Here is a 19,495-nt window from a genome sequence, read left to right on the forward strand (position 1 = left end):
CGCGTTCATTGAAGATGGCGCGGACCCGGTGCTAGGGTGGCGGCGACCGTGGCGGGCCGCCCCGCCGCCCTATCCATTCCCCTGACACGATGGGCATGCTGGAAGCGCTTTATCGCGGGCTGACCGCCCTGGCCGGCCCCGCCGTCCGCCGCCTGCTGGACCGCCGGCTGGCGGTCGGCAAGGAAGACCCCCTCCGTCTGCCCGAGCGCCTGGGCCATGCCGGCCTACCCCGTCCCCCAGGCCGGCTGATCTGGTTGCATGCCGCCAGCGTGGGCGAATCCATGGCCGTGTTGCCCCTGATCGACCGGCTGCTGACCCTGTCGCCCCGGCCCACCGTGCTGGTCACCACCGGCACCGTCACCTCCGCCGCCCTCATGGCCAAGCGCCTACCGCCGGGGGCCATCCACCAGTTCGTGCCGGTGGATCTGCCGGCGGCCGTGGCCCGTTTCATGGACCACTGGCGGCCCGACGCGGCGCTGTGGATCGAATCGGAATTCTGGCCCAACCTGCTGCGCGCCCTGCGCAAGGCCCAGGTACCCGCCGCCCTGGTGAACGCACGCCTGTCGGCCGGCAGCCACCGCAACTGGCGCCGCGCGCCGCGCACCGCCCATCGCCTGCTGTCCACCTTCCGCCTGGCGCTGGCGCAAACGGCGACGGAGGCCGGGCGCCTGCGCGATCTCGGCCTAGCCGACGTGCGCTGCGTCGGCAACCTGAAATACTCCACCAGCCCGCTGCCGGCGGAGCCCCCGGCCCTGGCCGCGTTCAAGGCCGCCGTTGGCAACCGGCCGACCTGGGTCTTCGCCAGCACCCACCCGGGCGAGGATGACTTGGCCGTCCAGGCGCACCAGCGCCTGGCCCTCCGCATGCCGGGGCTGTTCACCCTGGTGGTGCCCCGCCATCCCGCGCGGGGGCCAGAGGTCGCCGCCGCCTTCCAGGCCCGAGGCCTGACCGTCAGCCGCCGCGCCACCGGGGCCCTGCCGGACGCCACCGACGCCCTGCACGTGGCCGACACGCTGGGGGAGCTGGGGCTGTTCTTCCGCCTGGCGCCCGTGGCCGCCATCGGTGGATCCTTCGTGCCGGTGGGCGGGCACAACCCCATCGAGCCGGCGCAGCTGGGGGCCGCCATCGTCTACGGCCCGCACATGCATAACTTCGCGGAGATCGCCGCGACCCTGGAGGCCGCGGGCGGCGCCCGCCGGGTGACGGACGTGCATGGCCTCGCCGAGGCCGTGCACCTCCTGCTAACCGACCCGGCCGCGCGCGACGCCCAGGCCGCCGCCGCCAGGGCCGTGGCCGACGACAATCGCGATGCCGTGGACCGGGTGATGGCGGCCCTGGCGCCCCTGCTGGCCGAGGCCGGCCTGCACCTGACCGGGGATGCCCGGTGAAGGCCCCCGGCTTCTGGTATGCCCCCCCAGGGCTGGCGGCGGCGCTGCTGAGCCCCCTGGCCTGCCTCTACGCCCTCGGCGCCCGCCGGCGCCAGGCCAAGGCCACGCCGCAGGGCGCCGGCATTCCCGTCATCTGCGTCGGCAATTTGGTGGCGGGCGGCGCCGGCAAGACGCCGCTGTCGCAGACGGTGATGCGTCACCTGCGCGCCCGGGGCGTGCAGGCCCATTACCTGTCGCGCGGCTATGGCGGCCAGCTGAAGGGCCCCTTGCGGGTCGACCCCGGTCACCACGCGGCCGCCGACGTCGGGGATGAGCCGCTGCTGCTGTCCCGCACCGCCCCCGCCTGGATTTCCGCCGACCGCCTGGCTGGCGCCCGGGCCGCCCGCGACGGTGGCGCCCAGGCCGTGGTCATGGACGACGGGTTCCAGAACCCGGCCCTGGCCAAGGACCTGTCCCTGCTGGTCGTGGACGGCGGCGCGGGCTTCGGCAACGGCCACGTCATCCCAGCCGGCCCCCTGCGCGAGGTGCTGGGCGACGGTCTGGCCCGGGCGGACGCCGTGGTGATCGTGGGTGCCGACCGCACGGGGGCGGAGGCGAGCGTGGCCAAACTGGCTCCGGCCCTGCCCATCCTGGCCGCGCGGCTGGTGCCGGACGCCACCGTGGCCGCCGGGCTGGCCGACCGCCCCGTCCTGGCCTTCGCCGGCATCGGCCGGCCGGGCAAGTTCTTCGACACCTGCGTGGAGCTGGGCCTGACGGTGGCCGAGGCGGTGCCCTTCCCCGACCATCACCCCTATGCCGAGGCTGAGATCGCCCGCCTGCTGGAGCGCGCCGCCACCCTGGGTGCTGTGCCCCTGACGACCGAGAAGGACTGGGTGCGACTACCCGCCGCGCACCAAACCGCCATAAAAGCCCTGCCCGTGGCGCTGGCCTTCGACGACCCCGGCGCGCTGGAGCGTGTTCTGGAAACGGTGTCCTAGAGACACCGGGTTCCCAGGGCGGGCGCGTGCGAGCGCGCTTGACCCCTGGCAAAAAGCGCCCGATAGCTTAGCCGCCGTCGGCGTCGGGACCCGGCGGCACCCATTTTTGTCCGCCTTGGAGGTCACCTTTCCGGGGTCCGGATAAGGGGTCGACACCCAATCCCCCCAGGACGGCCGGCCCATCGCCATGGGGACCGGCACGGGAGTTTCCATGGCCGAGCACGGTACCCAGCCTTCCTCCCTGCGCTATTCCATCGAAGCGGCGGGCATCCGCGCCCTGTTCAACCTGCTGGGCCTGCTGCCGGCCGACGTGGCGTCGGGCTTCGGCGGCTGGGTGGGGCGCACCCTGGGGCCGCGCATCGGCGGCAACGCCAAGGTGCTCCGCAACCTGGAACGGGCCATGCCCCAGCTGGATGCGGCGGGGCGCCGGCGCGTGGCCCGCAAATCCTGGGACAACCTGTGCCGCACCCTGGCCGAATATCCGCACCTGAAGACCATCTCGCGCGAGTGGGAACAGCGGGTGGAGCTGATCGGGGCGGAGCATGTGCGCGGCCTGGTGACCGATGGCAAGCCGGGCGTCATCCTGACCGGCCACTTCGGCAATTGGGAACTGGTGGCCATGACCGTGTTCAAGTGCGGCGCCACCATGACCGCCATCTACCGCGCGCCCAACAACCCCTCGGTCGACAAGCTGCTGGCCGAGGCGCGGGGCGAGCTGGGCACCACCCTGGTACCCAAGGGCCGCGCCTCGGCCAAGGGCATCCTGGCGGCCATGCGGGCGGGCGGCATCCTGGGCATCCTGGCCGACCAGAAGCTGAACGAGGGCATCGCCGTGCCCTTCCTGGGCCATGACGCCATGACCGGCACCATCGCCGGCGATGTGGTGGTGCGCCACGGCGCCGTCGTCGTGCCCATGCGCGTGACGCGCAAGCCCAAGGGCGCCCGCTTCCGCATCGAGGTCTTTCCGCCCATGGACCTGCCGGCGCCCACGGGCGACCGCCCGGCCGACATCCGCGCCATCACCGTGGCGGTGAACCAGCTGCTGGAACGATGGGTGCTGGAAAACCCCGGCCAATGGCTGTGGACCCACCGCCGCTGGCCGAAATAAGTTCGCCTGCGCATGGGGCCTTATCGTTAAAACAGGCTGCCCTGGCCGTCGGGCCGGGCCGCCGCGCGCGGCTTGGGCGTAGGGGCAGACTCGCGGGGCGGAGCGGGCGTCGGAACAGGCGCCCCTTCCCCGTCCAGGGTGGCGCCCACGGCGCCGTCAATGAACTCCACCCGCACGCGGCCGCCGGCAGGGGCATCCGCCACCTTGGTCACGGGGTGGCCGTCGGCGGTGGTGACCAGGGCGAAGCCGCGCGCCAGCACGCCACGGTAGGACAGCGTCTCCAGCAGCTTGGCCTGGCCTTCCAGCCGGCGGGCGCCATCGGCCACGGCGCGGCCGAAGCTGGCGTCCAGGCGGCGGCCAAGGTCGGCCAGGCGCGCGCCCCCCTCCTCCGCCCGGCGCACCAGCGGCTGGGGCGTCAGGCGCTGGGCCAGGGTCTGGGCGCGGGTGGTACGGTCGGCCAGCAGGCGGGTCAGGCCGCCGGACAGCCCCCGCTGGGCGATGTCCAGCCGGGCATAGGCCAGGCCCAGCACCTGGGCCGGATGGCGCAGGCCGGCCCCCAGCTTGGCCACTTCCGTCCGGTGGCGGCGGATCAGGCCGGTCATGGACAGGGCCAGGCGCTCCCCCCGGTCGTCCAGGCGCTGGGCGCAGCCCTCCAGCAGGGCGCGGGGATCGCCCAGGCCGCGCGCCAGCCCTTCCACGCGGTTGCGGCGCTCGGCCAGCAGGCGGTTGGCGGTCCCCTCCAGCCGGCGGCCGCATTCCATGACCTCGGCCATCAGCTCCGCCCGCACCGGTACTGCCATCTCGGCGGCGGCCGTGGGCGTGGGCGCCCGGCGGTCGGAAGCGAAGTCGATCAGCGTCGTATCGGTCTCATGCCCCACGGCAGAGATCAGCGGGATCTGGCTGGCCGCCGCCGCCCGCACCACGATCTCTTCATTGAAGGGCATGAGGTCTTCCAGGCTGCCGCCGCCGCGCGCCACGATCAGCAGGTCGGGCCGGGGCACGGGGCCGCCGGGGGCGATGGCGTTGAAGCCCTGGATGGCGCGGGCCACCTGGGCCGCTGCCTGCTCGCCCTGCACCGCCACCGGCCACAGCAACACGTGGCGGGGGAAGCGGTCGGCCAGGCGGTGCAGGATGTCGCGAATGACGGCGCCGGTGGGGGAGGTCACCACGCCGATGACGCGGGGCAGGAAGGGCAGCGGCCGCTTGCGCTGGGCATCGAACAGGCCCTCGGCCGCCAGCCGGCGCTTGCGCTCCTCCAGCATCTTGAGCAGCGCGCCCTCGCCCGCCAGCTCCATCGTCTCGATGATCAGCTGGTACTGCGAGCGGCCGGGGTATGTCGTCAGGCGGCCGGTGCAGACCACCTCCATTCCGTCTTCCGGCTTCACGGCCAGGCGCATGACCGTGCCCTTCCAGCACACGGCCTCGATCACCGCCTGGTCGTCCTTCAGGCGCAGGTAGAGGTGGCCTGAGGAAACGCGCTTGGGCTGGCTGACCTCGCCGCGCACGCGGACATAGCCGAACGTCTCCTCCACCGTGCGCTTCAGGGCGCGCGACAGATCGGAAACGCTGAGTTCCGGCAGGTTGCCGCCGGCCACCGGCGCGGCACCGGCATAGCCGAGATCGGAACCCTGGGGTGATGATGAGTCGGGGAAGTCTTAAGTCATGGCGCGGGCATGATACAAGCACCCGCTCAACAGATGGAATCGTGATCGGGAGTAGAGGCGATGAAGATCCTGGTGGTCGGATCCGGCGGGCGGGAGCATGCGCTGTGCTGGGCCATCTCCGCCTCCCCCCTGTGCGGCACGCTGTGGTGCGCGCCCGGCAACGCCGGCATCCGCGACGTGGCCCAATGCGTGGACATCAAGGCCGACGATATCGACGGCCTGGTCGCCTTCGCGACGGCCAACGCGGTGGACCTGGTGGTGGTGGGGCCGGAGCAGCCGTTGGTGCTGGGCTTGGTCGACCGCCTGACGGCCGCCGGCATCAAGGCCTTCGGCCCCAGCCAGGCCGCCGCCGCCCTGGAAGGCTCCAAGGGCTTCATGAAGGACATCTGCGCCAAGTACGGCGTGCCCACGGCCGCCTACCGTCGCTTCACCGACGCCAGCGCCGCCAAAGCCTACGCCACCGAGCAGGGTGCGCCCATCGTGGTCAAGGCCGACGGCCTGGCCGCCGGCAAGGGTGTCGTCATCGCCATGACCCTGGAGGAGGCGCACGCCGCCATCGACGACGCCATGCTGCACGGCCGCTTCGGCAGCGCCGGCGCCGAGGTGGTGGTCGAGGAGTTCATGGATGGCGAGGAGGCCAGCTTCTTTGCCCTGTGCGACGGCACCCACGCCCTGCCCCTGGTGGGGGCGCAGGATCACAAGCGGGTGTTCGACAACGACCAGGGGCCCAATACCGGCGGCATGGGGGCCTATTCCCCCGCCCCGGTGCTGACGCCCGAGTTGCAGGACCGGGTGATGCGCGAGATCGTGGAGCCCACGGTGCGGGGCATGGCGGCGGAGGGCAAGCCCTTCACCGGCGTGCTGTTCGCCGGGCTGATGATCGTTGCGAGCCCGGAAGGACCCAAGCCGCGCCTTATCGAATTCAACGCCCGCTTCGGCGACCCGGAATGCCAGGTGCTGATGCGCCGTCTGAAGTCGGACATCGTGCCGCTGCTGCTGGCCACCTGCGACGGGCAGTTGGACCATGTGGACGTGCGCTGGCACGACGAGCCCGCCCTGTGCGTGGTGATGGCGGCCGAGGGCTATCCGGGTGATTATGTGAAGAACACCGCCATCGGGGGGCTGGAGGATGCGGGCAAGGTCGACGGGGTCACCGTCTTCCATGCCGGCACGAAGGCTGATGGCGACCGCGTGCTGGCCAACGGCGGCCGGGTGCTGGGTGTCACGGCCATCGGGAAGACGGTGGCCGAAGCGCAGGCCTTGGCCTACCAGGCGGTGGACCGCATCCGCTGGCCGGAGGGGTTCTGCCGCCGGGACATCGGCTGGCGCGCCCTTGAACGCGAAAAGGCCGAACGGGAACAGAAGCAGGGATGAGGCGGGCGCTCCGGACGGGGCCCCAGCCGTTTTCAGGAACAGGAAAATCATGAATCGCCAGGACCGCCGCCGCCGCATCGCGGAAATCTCCAAGGACGCCAATGCCGGCGCGCCCTTCGTCAACGACATGCGCGTCGCCGCCGACCTGCATCGCCAGGGCCGGCTGAAGGAGGCGGAGAACGCCTACCGCGCCATCATCCGCATCTACGCCTCCGTCCCGGAGATCCGCGTCGCTTGGTCCAACCTGGGCGCGGTGCTGCAGGGCCTGGGCAAGCTGGAGGAGGCGGTGACGGCGCTGAAGAAGGCGCGGTCGCTGAATCCCAACCACCCGCCGCCCCACCAGAACCTGGGCATGGCCCTGCTGGCCCAGGGCAAGGTGGATGAGGCGCTGGAAAGCTTCCGCCGCGCGGTGGAGCTGAACCCGCAGTTCACCGAGGCCTGGCACGCCTTGGGCGTGGCTTCGGGCCAGAAGAACGACCTGGCCGGGGCCGAGGACGCCTGGCGCCGCACGCTGGAGCTGGACCCCAACCGGGCCGAGACCCGCTTCAACCTGGGCCTGATCCTGCGCAACACCGGCCGGCTGGACGCGGCCGCCGCCGAGTTCCATGCCTGCGCCACCCTGGACCCGTCCCAGGGCGACGCCCGCCTGGCCCTGGCCGACACCCTGATCGCCATGGGCCGCGCCGAAGAGGCCGCCCAGATCATCTGGGTGCTGATCCAGACCACACCGGCCCACCCGGTGCCACAGCAGTTCTATGCCCGCGCCCTGACCGTGATGGCGCAGATGGGCAATGGCGACGCCGCCGCCGACCGCGCCGACCAGTGGGCCGCCGCCTACCCGGACAGCGAGGCGGCGCGGTCGGTGAAGATCGCCTTCGACACCTACCGCGCCGAGAAGGCCGCCGCCGAAGCCAAGGGTGGGGAAGCCGCCCAGGCTGAGGAAGCCGCCGCCGAAGGGAAGCCGGAAGCCTAAGACCCGGTCCGATCCCGCCGCTGCTCGCGCGACGCCGCCACCCTCAGGCCAAGGGCGCGCGGCGGCGGGCGGCGGTGGGCCTCCTTCCAGCCCACCCAGCACTGGCGGATCAGCCAGCCGGCCAGCACGGCCAGCCCCAGCACGGCGGCCACCACGATGCCCCAGACCCACAGGTCGGCGCCGTGCACGATGGTCCGCAGGCCCCTGAACACCCCGGGCTGACGCCAGAATATGGCGGCGGTGGCCAGGACGATAAACAGCGGCCCCAGGAGGGGTAGCAGCGGCGCCAGGAGCAGGCTGGGCGCCTGACCGTATACGATGCGCAGAGGGTGGCGCACGGTCGTCCACTCGCACGACAGCGGCAGCAGCACGGACAAGGCCAGAACCGCCAGGATGGTGGTGGGAAGGAAAGCATTCACCGCCAGAGCGGTCTGCCAACCGGCGGGGACGATGACCAGACCGACGGCCAGCGCCAGGATGGCCAGCGCCTCCAGCCCCAACAGGGCGAAAGCGCCCCGCACCGTCCACAGGATGCGCCCCTCCTGGCCCGGGCGGACCCGCAGCACCCGCATGCCGGCGTCCTTGTGGAAGGGCGTGTCGCGCACCACCTCGCCCGTCACATCGCCGCGCAAGGACCAGTAGAAGGCGCCGTAGTCGTCCCGATAGAGCGGCATGCGGTTCCCATCCCCTTGCTGTGGCGGCGGCGTCAGCGTCGTTCCTTGAAAAAATCCCGCAGCAAGGCGCCCGCCCGCCGCTCCTGCAGCCCGCCGTAGGTATCGGGCGCATGATGGCAGGTGGCCTGGCCGAAGAAACGGGGGCCGTGCTCCACGGCCCCGCCCTTGGGGTCGTAGGCCCCGAAATAGACCCGCCGCAGCCGGGCGAAGCTGATGGCGGCGGCGCACAGGGCGCAGGGTTCCAGCGTCACATAGAGGTCCAGGCCCGGCAGGCGCGGCTGGCCCACGGCGGCGCAGGCGGCGCGGATGGCCAGCACCTCGGCATGCGCCGTGGGGTCGGCCAACTCCTCCGTCCGGTTGGAGGCGGCGGCCAAGACGGCACCGGTGACCGGGTCGACGATGACGGCGCCCACCGGCACTTCCCCCCGCGCGGCGGCGGACGCGGCCTCGGCGAAGGCGCGCTCCATGGGGGACGGATCGGGCTCGGTCTCAAGCGGGGACGACAGCATGTCCCCAGCGTGGGGCAGCGCCGCGCACGGCGTCAAGCGGGCGGGCGGCGCATCTGTCATCCGGCGAGAAAATCGACCAGCACGGCCGCCAATTCGTCGGGCGACTCCTCCGGCACATAATGGCCGCAGTCCAGCACCTGGGCGCGCACGTCGGCGGCATGGCCACGCAAGGTATCGGCCAGCAGGGTGCCCACGCCGGCCCGGGCCCCCACGGCCAGAATGGGCAGCGCCAGCCCCATCGCCGCCCGCGCCTTCGCCCGCGCCAGTTCTGCCGGCCGGAAAACCTCGCGATAATAGGCGAAGGTGGAGCGCAGGGCGCCCGGCAGGGACAGCACCCGCACGTACTCGTCCAGGTCGGCCGGCCCGATGGCCCAGCGCCGCAGGGTCTTGGCGTTGAACAGGTGGGCGAGGTAGGCGCGCTCCCGCCCCTGAATCAGCAGTTCCGGCAGGTCGTCCAGGCGGTTGAAGGCGAAGTGCCAGGTGCGGGCGTTGGCCTCGTCCGACGGTATGCCAGGCGGTGGCGGGGGCGTGACGCCGGGCAAGGCCGCGTCCACCGGCGCCAGGCGGCGCGCGTCGGCCTGCCAGTCGGCGGCATAGGCATGGCCGATCCAGGCGCCGACATCATGGCCCACCACATCGAGGGGACCCGCCTTCAGAAGGCCCAGGACATCGGCCAAGCCGTGCATGTCGGCCGCCGCCGTGCCCAGGTCATATCCACCCGCCGGCCGATCCGATTCGCCGAAGCCACGGGGATCCACGGCGACGACCCGCCGCCCGGCGTCGGCCAGCAGCGGCATGACATGGCGCCAGGCGTACCAGCTTTGCGGCCAGCCGGGGATCAGCAGCACCGGTGGGGCCCCTTGGTCGCCGCCCTCCACATAGTGCAGGCGCACGCCGTCCACGGTGGCGAGGCCGTGGCGGAAGCGTCGCCAGAAGCGGTCGGTATGGAAGGGGGTCACGAGTTCGGTCTCCATTTTGGCAACGATCATTTCCTAATTAATCTCGCGAAGGCCGCCGAGGGTCGGCGACACTGTCAGTCGAGCAGTTTCAGGGCGCCGTCGGCCAGGGCGGCCATCTCCGCCCACTCCCGCCCCGTCTTGCCAACGACGCGCATGCCCTGCAGCACGCACAGCAGCAGCCGGGCGGTGAGGGCGGCGTCCAAGTGCGGGGCGATGGTGCCGTCGGCCTGGCCCAGAGCCACCAGGGCGGCCAGGCGATCCTCATTGACCGCCAGGGCCCCCACGACGCGGGCCGCGATCTCGGTATCGGCGGTGGCGAGATCGACGGCGCCGCCCACCACCAGGCAGCCCCGGCGGCCATCCAGCCCGTGGCTGTCGCTGGCATAGAAGTCCAGCACCGCCTTGATCTTGGCCCGCCCGGTGGGTGCGGCCTCCACCAACGCGCGCAACCGGTCGGCCCGTAGCGCCACATAGCGGTCGAAGGCCGCCAGGAACAAGCCGCGCTTGTCGGTGAAGGCTTTGTACAGGCTGCCGGCGGTCAGGCCCAAGGCCCGGGTCAGGTCACTGATGGCGGCGCCGTGATAGCCGCGCTCACTGAACACCGCGATGGCGCGGTCCAACGCCAGGCCGGTGTCGAATTCACGCGGACGGCCGGGGCCGGCGCGGCGGGTGGAAGCAGGGGCGGCGATCATGGCTCCTTATAGGAAATGATCATTTCCGAATCAAGCGCCAGCTATGCCCGGCGCGGGGCCCCCATAGGCTTGGGCCGCCGCCGTCTGCCGCTTGGCAAGGCGGTTGGGCGCGCATACAGTCCGCCCCATGTCCGATACCAAATCCTCCGAAAAGTCCGGCGCCCCCAAAGACGGTGAGCGCATCGCCAAGCGGCTGGCGCGCGCCGGCCTGTGTTCCCGCCGCGATGCCGAGCGCTGGATCGCTGACGGCCGCGTGGCCGTGAACGGCCAGGTGCTGACCTCGCCCGGCGTGAACGTGCGGCCCGGCGATCGCATCGTCGTCGACGGCCAGGTGCTGCCCGAGCAGGAGCCGACGCGCGTCTGGCGCTATCACAAGCCCGCCGGCCTGGTGACCACAGCCCGTGACGAGCTGGCCCGCGCCACGGTGTTCGACCGCCTGCCCGACGGCATGCCGCGCGTCATCAGCGTCGGCCGGCTGGATTTGAACACCGAAGGCCTGCTGCTGCTGACCAATGACGGGGAACTGGCCCGGCACCTGGAGCTGCCGTCCACCGCCTGGCCTCGCCGCTACCGCGTGCGCGTCCACGGCGCCCCGGACACCGCCAAGCTGGCCAAGCTGGCGGAGGGTATCTTCGTCGACGGCATCGAATATGGCCCCATCGAGGCCGTGCTGGACCGGGAGCAGGGCAGCAACGCCTGGCTGACCATGACCCTGCGCGAAGGCAAGAACCGCGAGATCCGCAAGGTGCTGGAGCATCTGGGCCTGACGGTGAACCGCCTCATCCGCGTCGCCTACGGCCCGTTCCAGCTGGGCAAGCTGGAAAAGGGTGAGGTGGAGGAAGTGCCGCGCCGCGTGCTGCGCGACCAGCTGCCCCAGTTCTTTCCCAAGGAAAGCGCCCAGGATCGTAAGGAGGCCCGCGGCAAGGCCGCCGCCGAAGTGCCCGCCCTGCGCTTCGACAAGGCCCCCAAGGCCAAGGTGGCGCCCGCTGCGAAGTCCACGCCCACCAAGGCCGCACCGATCCGCGCCCGGCGGGAGGATGCGGCTGAAGCCCCCCGCTCCACCCGCGCGCCGGCCCGTCCCACGGCCCGCTCCGCTGAACGCCCCTCGGCCCGGGCACGACGCCGCCGTGCACGCCAAACGTCCGCCCGCCACCGGCGACAGCGCCACCGACAAGGCGCGCGCGCTGGCCCTCGCCCTGGACCGGGCGCTGGACGGCACGCCCGACGATGACGGGGACGACGCCCCCGCCCGCCGCCCGCGCAAGGCGGCGGTGACGCGCAGCGCCCCCAGCCTGGGCGAGCGCGTCGACAGCCGGGCCCCCAAGCGGGATGGCGCCAAGCGCGGCGAGCCCACGCGGGGTACGGCCAAGGCGGCCGCCCCGCGCGCCGGCAAGCCAACGCCCAAAGCGGCTTCCGCCAAATCCACCAGCCCCAAATCCGCCGCCTCCAAGCCCGCGCGCCCGGCGGGAAGGCCGGCGCCCAAGGGCAGGAAGCCGTGATGCGCGTCGTCGGCGGGCGGCATCGCGGGCGGGCCTTGGCGGCGCCCAGCGGCAAGGACGTGCGTCCCACCAGCGACCGCACGCGCCAGGCCCTGTTCAACATCCTGGAGCATGGCGATTTCTTCGCCGACGAAGGCCCCACGGTCGAGGGCCGGGTGGTGCTGGACGCGTTCTGCGGCACCGGCGCGCTGGGCTTGGAGGCGCTGTCGCGCGGGGCGGAGGCCGCCCTGTTCCTGGACGCCAGCCGCGCCTCGCTGGATCTGGCGCGCGCCAACGCCGCCACGCTGAAGGAAGCCGGCCGCTGCCAGTTCATCCAGGGCGACGCGACCAGAGCCCCCATCGCCAGGCAGGCCGCCGACCTGGTCTTCCTGGACCCGCCCTATGGCCAGGGCCTGGCGCCGCGCGCCCTGGAGAGCCTGTCCGTTGGCGGCTGGCTGGCGTTTGAAGCCTTGTGCGTGGTGGAGGTCGGCGGCGACGACCCCTTCGAGGCGCCGCCGGGCTTCGAGGAATTGGATGAGCGCCGTTACGGCGACACCCGGGTGCTGTTCCTCAAGCGGGGGTGAGGTCGGCCGGGCCTCGCGGCGCCGTCACCCGCTCCACCAGCCCTTCAAGGTTGCGGTCGCGGATGCCCAGCTCATGCAGGTGCTGGACGGTGTTGACCAGATAATCGACGTTGCGCCCGCTTTCCCCTACGCCCTGGCGGATCAGGCCGGCCAATTCCTCCGGCGGCAGGCGGCCGCAATATTGCTCATGCCCGCGCAGCACGGTGAAGGCCACGGTGGGCACCCGGGCCCCGTCGTCCAGCGTGGCGGTCAGCAGCCGTGGCTCATAGACGGCGTTCTGCATTTCCCGCGCCCACAGGTAATCCAGCACGCCCGGCGCCTCGGTGGCATCCACGCGGTACGCGATGCCCCGGCAAGCCCCGCCCCGGTCCAGTCCCAGGACGGCGCCCGGACAGGCGCGGGTGCCGCGATGACGGAAGGAATAGACGCTGAACCCCCGGTGCCAGCCCCGCACCGTGGCCAAGCGCCGTTCCAGATAAGGAAAGCCCGGGTTCCACATGAGGGAGCCGTAGCCGAAGATCCAGACGTCCATGCCGACGGCGACGCCGATGGCGCGATAGGCGGCGGCGATTTCAGAGGCGGTTGGTGACAAGGGCGGCATGCCAGGCAGGGAATGGAGGGTCATGCCCCTGACCCTGGCCGGCTTCCCCCCGCCGTCAACCGCCGGTAAGACGAATAGCTGGCATTCCAAGCGGCTGATCCCGATCTAAGACTGAAGACCGGCGCGACGGCGCCGCCCTTGCCAAGCCCATTTGGGCGTGGCCTGATCGCCCCGGCGCACCACCCGCGCCGATCATCGGGATTTTCCATGCGTGTCCGCCCCCTGACCCTCGTCCTGTTCCTGGTGCTGGTCCTGGTCACCGGCTATGCCGTGTGGTGGCACCGCATGGCGACCCGCCTGCTGGGGTTGCTGGAACACAATACCGAGCTGGCGCGCGCGGCGGGCGCCACCATCACCTACCAACCACCAGGCCTGGGCGGCTTTCCCCTGGGCATTTCCATCACAGCCACCGACGTGAAGGTGGAAAAGCCGGAGGGGCTGAGCTGGTCGGCCGAGACGGTCAAGGCCTCCGCCCCTGTCTGGCGCCTGGACCAAGTGGTGCTGACCCTGGCCAAGGGCGGCCACGCCACCCTGCCACGCGAGGGTGCCCGCCCGGCCCTGGACGCCACCGCCACTATCGCCGGTGGCCGTGTCACCCTGGATCTGGCAACCGGCGCGCCGCGTTCGGTGCAGGTGAACCTGAACCACGCGACCCTGGCCGCCGCCGCTTTGCCCGCGCCAGGGGGCGCACCAGAGGGCGCCCCCGCGGATGGGGCGGCGTCCCCGACCAGCCTGGTGCCGGCCGGCAGCTACCCCATCGAGGATTTGTCCGTCACGGTGGAGCGGCCCCTGACACCCCCCACGGACCACACCGGCACGGGCCTGGCCTTGCACGTGGACATCACCAACATGACGGTGCCGCCCGTGCGCAGCCTGGGCACGACGGTGCAGCGCCTGATCCTGGCGGCGCGAGTCCAGGGTCCCGTCCCGGCCGCGCCCACGGTGGAGGCGGTGACCCCCTGGTCGAAGGGCGGTGGCACGGTGGAGGTGGACAGCCTGAAGCTGGACTGGGGCGACCTGCATATGGCGGCCAACGCCACCCTGGCGCTGGATGGCAACTTGCAGCCCCAAGGATCGGGCACGGCGGAGCTGTCGGGCCTGGACAACCTGGTGGATGCCCTACACGACGGCGGCAGCCTGCACGGCAACGCCGCCACCTGGGCGCACTTGGGCGTGGCCCTGCTGGCCAAGCCCAAGGCCAACGGCGGCGCCCCCACCCTGAAGCTGCCCGTCACGATGCAGGACCACAAGCTGCAGGTGGGCCCGCTGACCGTGGCCCATTACCCCGACATCGCCTGGCGCTGAGATGGCCGGATCACCGCCAGCCCTACCATTTTCAACGGAGCGAAGCGATTAGGACGCGACCGCGTCCGCCGGAGATTTCCGGGAAGCGGAGCGGACTGGAAATCGAGGAAGGCAAGCGGGCGGATGCCCGCGCCCGCCACCTGAGGGAACACAAAACTAAGCCTGCTTGGCATCGATGATGGAGCGGCGGATGGCGCGGGTGCGGGTGAACAGGTCGAACAGCTTGTCGCCCTCGCCCCAACGGATGGCGCGCTGCAGGGCCGTCAGATCCTCGGTGAAGCGCTGGATCATCTCCAGCACCGCCTCGCGGTTGTTCAGGAAGATATCGCGCCACATGACGGGGTCCGACGCCGCGATGCGGGTGAAGTCGCGGAAGCCGGTGGCGGAGAAGCGGATGACTTCCGACTTCGTCGTCTCCTCCAAGTCCGTGGCCGTCCCGACGATGGTGTAGGCGATCAGATGGGGCAGATGGCTGGTGATGGCCAGCACCTGGTCGTGGTGGCTGGCGTCCATGACCTCGATCTGCGAGCCGCAGGCGGCCCACAGCCGCCCCAAGCGGTCGACGGCCTCCGCGTCCGTGCCCGGCGGCGGCGTCAGGATCAGCCAGCGGCCGCGGAACAGCTCCTTGAATCCGGCGTCGGGGCCGGAGTGCTCCGTGCCCGCCAGGGGATGGCCGGGCACGAAGTGCACGCCGTCCGGCACATGGGGGGACACGTCGCGCACCACCGCCTGCTTGACGGAACCCACATCGCTGAGCGTGCTGCCCGGAGCCAGGTGCGGGCCGATCAGGGCCGCCACGTCGGCATAGGCGCCCACGGGCGTGCACAGGATGACAAGATCGGCGCCGGCCACCGCCAGGGTGGCGTCGCTTTCCACCCGGTCGGCGATGCCCAACTCCGCCACCCGGGCGCAGACGGTGTCCGACCGGTCGCAGGCGACCACCTCCCCCGCCAGGCCGCGGTCATCCATCAGGCAGCGCAGCAGGGAGGAGCCGATGAGGCCCAGGCCGATGACACAGACGCGGCTGTAGAGCGGGGTGTTCTCAGGGGTGCTCATTTGCCAGCCACCCAATCCGCGAGTCCGGCCACGACCTCCCGCATCTCATCCTCCAGCCCGACGGTGATGCGCAGGCAGTGCGGCAAGCCGTAGGAGCCCACCTGGCGCACCAGGATGCCGCGCGACTTCAGCAGCAGCCGGGCACCCTCGGCATTGGCGCGATCGCCCCGCTGCTCCGCGAAGGAGATCAGGACGAAGTTGGCGACGGAGGGATGGACCACCAGGCCCAGTTCCCGCACCCGCGCCACGAACCATTCGCGCACTTGGGTGTTGTGCCGGCGGCTCTGGGCCAGGAAGTCCACATCCTCCAGGGCCGCCAGGCCGGCGGCCTGGGCGCTGGACGCCACGTTGAAGGGGCCGCGCACCCGGTTCAGCACGTCGGCCACGGCGGCCGGACAATAGGCCCAGCCCAGGCGCAGGCCGCCCAGCGCGAAAATCTTGGAGAAGGTGCGGGTCATGACGACGTTGCTGAATGCGTCGACCAGGTCGGCGCCGTCGGTGTAGTCCGGCGCGTCGACATACTCGGCATAGGCCGCGTCGATGACCAGCAGCACGTTCTCCGGCAGCCCGGCGTGCAGGCGCCGCAACTCGTCCCTGTTGAGATAGCTGCCGGTGGGATTGTTGGGGTTGGCGATGAAAACCACCCGGGTGCGGGGGGTGACGCGGGCCAGCAAGGCGTCCACATCGGTCTTCAGGTTGGTCTCGGGTGCGGCCACCGGCGTGGCGCCGGCGAAGCGCGCGCTGATGGGGTAGATGGCGAAGCCGTGGACGGTGTGCAGCACCTCGTCACCGGTTCCGGCATAGGCGCGGGTCAGCAGTTGCAGCACGTCGTCGGAGCCGTTGCCGCAGACGATGCGCTCGGCATCCAGGCCAAAGCGGCGGCCCAGGCCGGCGCGCAGGGCCTTGGACCCGCCGTCGGGATAGCGGTGCATCTGCCCCGCCACTGCCTGATAGGCCGCGATCGCCTTGGGGCTGGGACCCAGCGCCCCCTCGTTGGAGGCCAGGCGGATCAGCCGCGACGCCCCCGGCGCATGCGCCTCGCCCCCGACATAGGCATGGATATCGAGAATGCCGGGGTTGGGAACGGGAGCGGACATGATGCAGGGAAACCTTCTGGCAGGCGGTGGCGGTCTTCTTCATTAAGCGGCGGGTTTGGGATCAAACCCGCACGCAGGTAAGGATAGCTGTGAGTCTTATCAAAGCCTTATGCGAATTGGGGGCGCATGCCCTGCGTCCGTGAGGCGCGACTCGGCGGGCATCCTGGGGCGACTCGGGGAAAGCCCGTCTCAGGCCTTCCTGACGTCCAGCGTGATGGGCAGGGCATAGGCGCCCACGGGCAGCACGCGCACCAGCGCGTCGCCCAGCTTTTCCGCCAGGGCGCCCAGGCGCGCGTCGTCGCCGTCCACGAAATCCTCCACCTCGATCAGGTGGACGGAACCGCCGCCCCCCGGCAGGTGGAAGATGCGGAACCAGCCCACGGGCAGGCTGGCGGCCTCCATCATGTCCTTCAGGCGGCCGCGGCTCATGTCCTGCGCCAGCTCCACGCCCAGCAGGGTATGGTCCTGGCCCGTGGCCTCCAGCGGCACCGCCCCAAGGATCAGGGCGTCGCCGCCCTCCTTCTGGCCGGGGCGGCTGCAGAACGGCAGGCGGCCGATGATCTTGGGCGTCTTGGTGTCGTCGCTGATGAGGAAACGCCACCAGGGGTCCGTCTCCTCCTCCTCCGGCACGGGCACCACGCCCACGGTGGCGCTGCCCTCGGCCAGGGCGCGTAGCACGGCCTGGGCGGTGTTGGCCGGTGCCAACGGGGTGACGGTACCGTAATGGTCACGGGCGATGTCCCACAGGCGGCGGTCGTCGTCAGGCGCATAGACGGCGACGGCGAAAGGCCCCTGGATCAGGGTCATGGCGGCGATCATCTCGCGCCAGATGCGCACGATGGCGGCCACAGGCACGCTGCCCTGGTGGCGCGCGACCAGGCGGCGCAGGATGCCCGCCTCACGCCCCGGCCGGATGAAGACCTTGGCCCCCGCCTTGGACTGGGCGATGCGCTCCACCACCCGGGCGCGCCGCATGATGAGGTCATGGATCGCCGCATCGATTTCATCGATTTCACGGCGCAGGGCGTCGACGGAAGGGCTGACAGGGGGCATGGACGGGTTCGGATTATAGGACCTGAAACGACTAAGTCTTAGAGCCTGCCCCCCGCAAAATCAAAGAAAACGTTGACTTGGGGTACCCCGCCTTCCTAGTCATTCAGGCTGGATTCCAAGGCACCCCACGATGATCACCCCGCCTGCCTACACCGATAGTTCCGGCGCCCCGTCCGCGCCCGCCCTTGGGGTCCTGCCCGGACACCGCATGGTGCTGGGCGCCGATCAGCCCATGCATCTGGACGGCGGCGGGCAGCTGGGCCCCTTCACCATGGCCTACCAGACCTACGGCACCCTCAACGCCGACAAGTCCAACGCCGTCCTGGTGTGCCATGCCCTGACGGGCGACCAGTACGTGGCCGACCGCCACCCCATCACCGGCAAGCCCGGCTGGTGGGAGATGCTGGTGGGCCCGGGCAAGCCGGTGGACACCGACCGATTCTTCGTCATCTGCAGCAACGTCATCGGCGGCTGCATGGGCTCGACCGGGCCGCACGACGTGAACCCGGCGACGGGCCAGCCCTACGCCATCGACTTCCCCGTCATCACCATCGGCGACATGGTGCGGGCGCAGACGCTGCTGATCGACGCGCTGGGCATAGGCCAGCTGTTCTGCGTCATCGGCGGTTCCATGGGCGGCATGCAGGTGCTGCAGTGGGCGGTGGCGTACCCTGAGCGGGTGTTCGCCGCCGTGCCCATCGCCACCGCCGCCCGGCATTCGGCGCAGAACATCGCCTTCCACGAGGTGGGGCGCCAGGCCATCATGGCCGACCCGGAATGGCGCGACGGCGCCTATCAGCGGGCCGGGACCAACCCGGCGCGCGGCTTGGCCGTGGCCCGCATGGCCGCCCACATCACCTATCTGTCCGAAGCGGCCCTGCACCGCAAGTTCGGCCGCAACCTGCAAAGCCGACAGGCCATCACCTTCGGCTTCGACGCCGATTTCCAGGTGGAAAGCTATCTGCGCTACCAGGGGGCCAGCTTCGTCGACCGCTTCGACGCCAACAGCTACCTCTACATCACCCGCGCCATGGATTATTTCGACCTGGCGGCGGAGCATGGCGGCCAGTTGGCCCAGGCCTTCCGCGTGGGCGGCAAGGGCACGCCGGTGCGCTTCTGCCTGGCCAGCTTCTCCAGCGACTGGCTGTTCCCCACGTCCGAGTCGCGGGCGGTGGTGCACGCGCTGAACGCCGTGGCCGCCAACGTCAGCTTCGTGGAGATCGAGACGGACAAGGGCCACGACGCCTTCCTGCTGGATGAGCCGGAGTTCCACCAGGTCATGCGCGGTTTCATCAACGGTTGCGCCGATCATCGCGGCCTGAAACGTCGGGCCTGATCCCATGGACGCCACGGTCATCCCCCCCCGCACCGACATCCGCGGCGATCTGCGCCGCATCGCCGACATGGTCAGCACGGGCGCCCGCGTGCTGGACGTGGGTTGCGGCGACGGCGCCCTGCTGGATCTCCTGACCCGGGAAAAGGGTGTCGACGGGCGCGGCATGGAACTGGGCATGGACGGCGTGCGCGAGTGCGTGTCGCGCGGCCTGTCCGTCATCCAGGGCGACGCCGACACCGACCTGAAGGATTATCCCAGCGATGCCTTCGACTACGTCATCCTGTCGCAGACACTGCAGGCCACGCGCGACCCGCGCGGCGTGCTGCTGCAGATGCTGCGCATCGGCCGCCGCGTCATCGTCTCCTTCCCCAATTTCGGCTACTGGCGGGTACGCCTGGCCCTGCTGCTGACCGGCCGCATGCCGGTGACCGACCGGCTGGGCTTCCAGTGGTGGGAGACGCCCAACATCCACTTCTGCACCATCGCCGACTTCACCGCCCTGTGCGCCCAGCTGGGCGGCGTGACGGTGGAGCGCAGCGCCATCCTGGACCACGACGGCCACCAGCTGACCAGCGACGCCACCACCTGGCGCGCCAACTGGTCAGGCGAGCAGGGAGTTTTCCTGCTGCGCCGGGATTAGTTTTGTTCCCTCACGCGCCGGACGCCC

General features: G+C 71.1%; 20 protein-coding genes. 11 read left to right on the forward strand and 9 right to left on the reverse strand.

Features of this window, described 5'->3' with window-relative positions:
• Window positions 1–95 precede the first annotated feature (95 nt).
• From UAA55_RS27500 to UAA55_RS27510, 3 genes are all read left to right on the forward strand, one after another.
• Window positions 96–1,388 (forward strand): 3-deoxy-D-manno-octulosonic acid transferase, encoded by a 1,293-nt coding sequence (locus tag UAA55_RS27500; RefSeq protein WP_322956808.1) that lies wholly within the window; start codon window positions 96–98, stop codon window positions 1,386–1,388.
• Complete coding sequence (gene lpxK, locus UAA55_RS27505; RefSeq protein WP_322956809.1) at window positions 1,385–2,365, forward strand: tetraacyldisaccharide 4'-kinase; 981 nt, start codon at window positions 1,385–1,387, stop codon at window positions 2,363–2,365. The genes UAA55_RS27500 and lpxK overlap by 4 nt, the downstream gene beginning before the upstream one ends.
• Window positions 2,366–2,576: 211 nt before the next feature.
• Window positions 2,577–3,473 (forward strand): lysophospholipid acyltransferase family protein, encoded by an 897-nt coding sequence (locus tag UAA55_RS27510; RefSeq protein ID WP_322956811.1) that lies wholly within the window; start codon window positions 2,577–2,579, stop codon window positions 3,471–3,473.
• A 26-nt stretch (window positions 3,474–3,499) separates the two neighbouring features.
• Here UAA55_RS27510 and xseA read toward each other — a convergent pair whose 3' ends face one another.
• Window positions 3,500–5,068, reverse strand: a complete 1,569-nt coding sequence (xseA, locus tag UAA55_RS27515; protein WP_322956813.1) for an exodeoxyribonuclease VII large subunit — start codon at window positions 5,066–5,068, stop codon at window positions 3,500–3,502.
• 129 nt (window positions 5,069–5,197) lie between these two features.
• Between xseA and purD the strand changes: the two genes are divergently transcribed.
• Both purD and UAA55_RS27525 read left to right on the forward strand, forming a co-directional pair.
• Window positions 5,198–6,511 (forward strand): phosphoribosylamine--glycine ligase, encoded by a 1,314-nt coding sequence (gene purD / locus UAA55_RS27520; protein WP_322956814.1) that lies wholly within the window; start codon window positions 5,198–5,200, stop codon window positions 6,509–6,511.
• Between the two features lie 49 nt (window positions 6,512–6,560).
• Window positions 6,561–7,484 (forward strand): tetratricopeptide repeat protein, encoded by a 924-nt coding sequence (locus UAA55_RS27525; protein ID WP_322956816.1) that lies wholly within the window; start codon window positions 6,561–6,563, stop codon window positions 7,482–7,484.
• On the opposite strand, the gene UAA55_RS27530 is transcribed toward UAA55_RS27525, so the two are convergent.
• From UAA55_RS27530 to UAA55_RS27545, 4 genes are all read right to left on the reverse strand, one after another.
• On the reverse strand, window positions 7,481–8,158 hold the full coding sequence (locus tag UAA55_RS27530; RefSeq protein WP_322956817.1) for a hypothetical protein: 678 nt from the start codon (window positions 8,156–8,158) through the stop codon (window positions 7,481–7,483). The genes UAA55_RS27525 and UAA55_RS27530 overlap by 4 nt on opposite strands.
• Window positions 8,159–8,190: 32 nt before the next feature.
• Window positions 8,191–8,625 (reverse strand): nucleoside deaminase, encoded by a 435-nt coding sequence (locus UAA55_RS27535; RefSeq protein ID WP_416235250.1) that lies wholly within the window; start codon window positions 8,623–8,625, stop codon window positions 8,191–8,193.
• 98 nt (window positions 8,626–8,723) lie between these two features.
• Complete coding sequence (locus UAA55_RS27540; RefSeq protein ID WP_322956819.1) at window positions 8,724–9,641, reverse strand: alpha/beta fold hydrolase; 918 nt, start codon at window positions 9,639–9,641, stop codon at window positions 8,724–8,726.
• 59 nt (window positions 9,642–9,700) lie between these two features.
• Window positions 9,701–10,318 (reverse strand): TetR/AcrR family transcriptional regulator, encoded by a 618-nt coding sequence (locus UAA55_RS27545; RefSeq protein WP_322956820.1) that lies wholly within the window; start codon window positions 10,316–10,318, stop codon window positions 9,701–9,703.
• Between the two features lie 127 nt (window positions 10,319–10,445).
• On the opposite strand from UAA55_RS27545, the gene UAA55_RS27550 reads away from it, so the two are divergent.
• From UAA55_RS27550 to rsmD, 3 genes are read left to right on the forward strand one after another with little or no spacing between them, the layout of a single operon-like run.
• The gene (locus tag UAA55_RS27550; RefSeq protein WP_322956821.1) at window positions 10,446–11,549 is read left to right on the forward strand and encodes a pseudouridine synthase; all 1,104 of its coding nucleotides are present in this window, start codon (window positions 10,446–10,448) and stop codon (window positions 11,547–11,549) included.
• Window positions 11,446–11,817, forward strand: coding sequence for a hypothetical protein (locus UAA55_RS27555; protein WP_322956823.1), 372 nt, complete (start codon window positions 11,446–11,448; stop codon window positions 11,815–11,817). Before UAA55_RS27550 ends, UAA55_RS27555 begins: the two co-directional genes overlap by 104 nt.
• On the forward strand, window positions 11,817–12,380 hold the full coding sequence (rsmD, locus tag UAA55_RS27560) for a 16S rRNA (guanine(966)-N(2))-methyltransferase RsmD (RefSeq protein ID WP_322956825.1): 564 nt from the start codon (window positions 11,817–11,819) through the stop codon (window positions 12,378–12,380). Before UAA55_RS27555 ends, rsmD begins: the two co-directional genes overlap by 1 nt.
• Here the strand turns inward: rsmD and UAA55_RS27565 are convergent.
• Window positions 12,367–13,005 (reverse strand): gamma-glutamylcyclotransferase, encoded by a 639-nt coding sequence (locus UAA55_RS27565; RefSeq protein ID WP_322956827.1) that lies wholly within the window; start codon window positions 13,003–13,005, stop codon window positions 12,367–12,369. The two genes, rsmD and UAA55_RS27565, sit on opposite strands and share 14 nt — an antisense overlap.
• A gap of 183 nt (window positions 13,006–13,188) precedes the next feature.
• Here UAA55_RS27565 and UAA55_RS27570 point away from each other — a divergent pair, with 183 nt between their 5' ends.
• A complete protein-coding gene (locus UAA55_RS27570) occupies window positions 13,189–14,286 on the forward strand; it encodes a DUF2125 domain-containing protein (RefSeq protein WP_322956829.1) in 1,098 nt (365 codons plus the stop codon).
• Window positions 14,287–14,442: 156 nt separating this feature from the next.
• Here the strand turns inward: UAA55_RS27570 and UAA55_RS27575 are convergent, their stop codons facing one another.
• From UAA55_RS27575 to UAA55_RS27585, 3 genes are all read right to left on the reverse strand, one after another.
• Window positions 14,443–15,342 carry a prephenate/arogenate dehydrogenase family protein gene (locus UAA55_RS27575; RefSeq protein WP_322956831.1) on the reverse strand — a complete coding sequence of 300 codons (900 nt, stop codon included), beginning with the start codon at window positions 15,340–15,342 and terminating at the stop codon, window positions 14,443–14,445.
• Window positions 15,339–16,439, reverse strand: coding sequence for a histidinol-phosphate transaminase (gene hisC, locus UAA55_RS27580; RefSeq protein WP_322956833.1), 1,101 nt, complete (start codon window positions 16,437–16,439; stop codon window positions 15,339–15,341). Before hisC ends, UAA55_RS27575 begins: the two co-directional genes overlap by 4 nt.
• A gap of 189 nt (window positions 16,440–16,628) precedes the next feature.
• Entirely contained in the window at window positions 16,629–17,492 is an 864-nt protein-coding gene (locus UAA55_RS27585; RefSeq protein ID WP_322956835.1) for a chorismate mutase, read from the reverse strand.
• Between the two features lie 130 nt (window positions 17,493–17,622).
• Here UAA55_RS27585 and metX point away from each other — a divergent pair, with 130 nt between their 5' ends.
• Window positions 17,623–18,828, forward strand: coding sequence for a homoserine O-acetyltransferase MetX (gene metX, locus UAA55_RS27590; protein ID WP_322956837.1), 1,206 nt, complete (start codon window positions 17,623–17,625; stop codon window positions 18,826–18,828).
• Between the two features lie 4 nt (window positions 18,829–18,832).
• A complete protein-coding gene (metW, locus tag UAA55_RS27595) occupies window positions 18,833–19,468 on the forward strand; it encodes a methionine biosynthesis protein MetW (protein WP_322956839.1) in 636 nt (211 codons plus the stop codon).
• Window positions 19,469–19,495 lie beyond the last annotated feature (27 nt).

This window comes from Nitrospirillum guanabarense (genome assembly GCF_034653355.1).
Classification (GTDB): domain Bacteria; phylum Pseudomonadota; class Alphaproteobacteria; order Azospirillales; family Azospirillaceae; genus Nitrospirillum.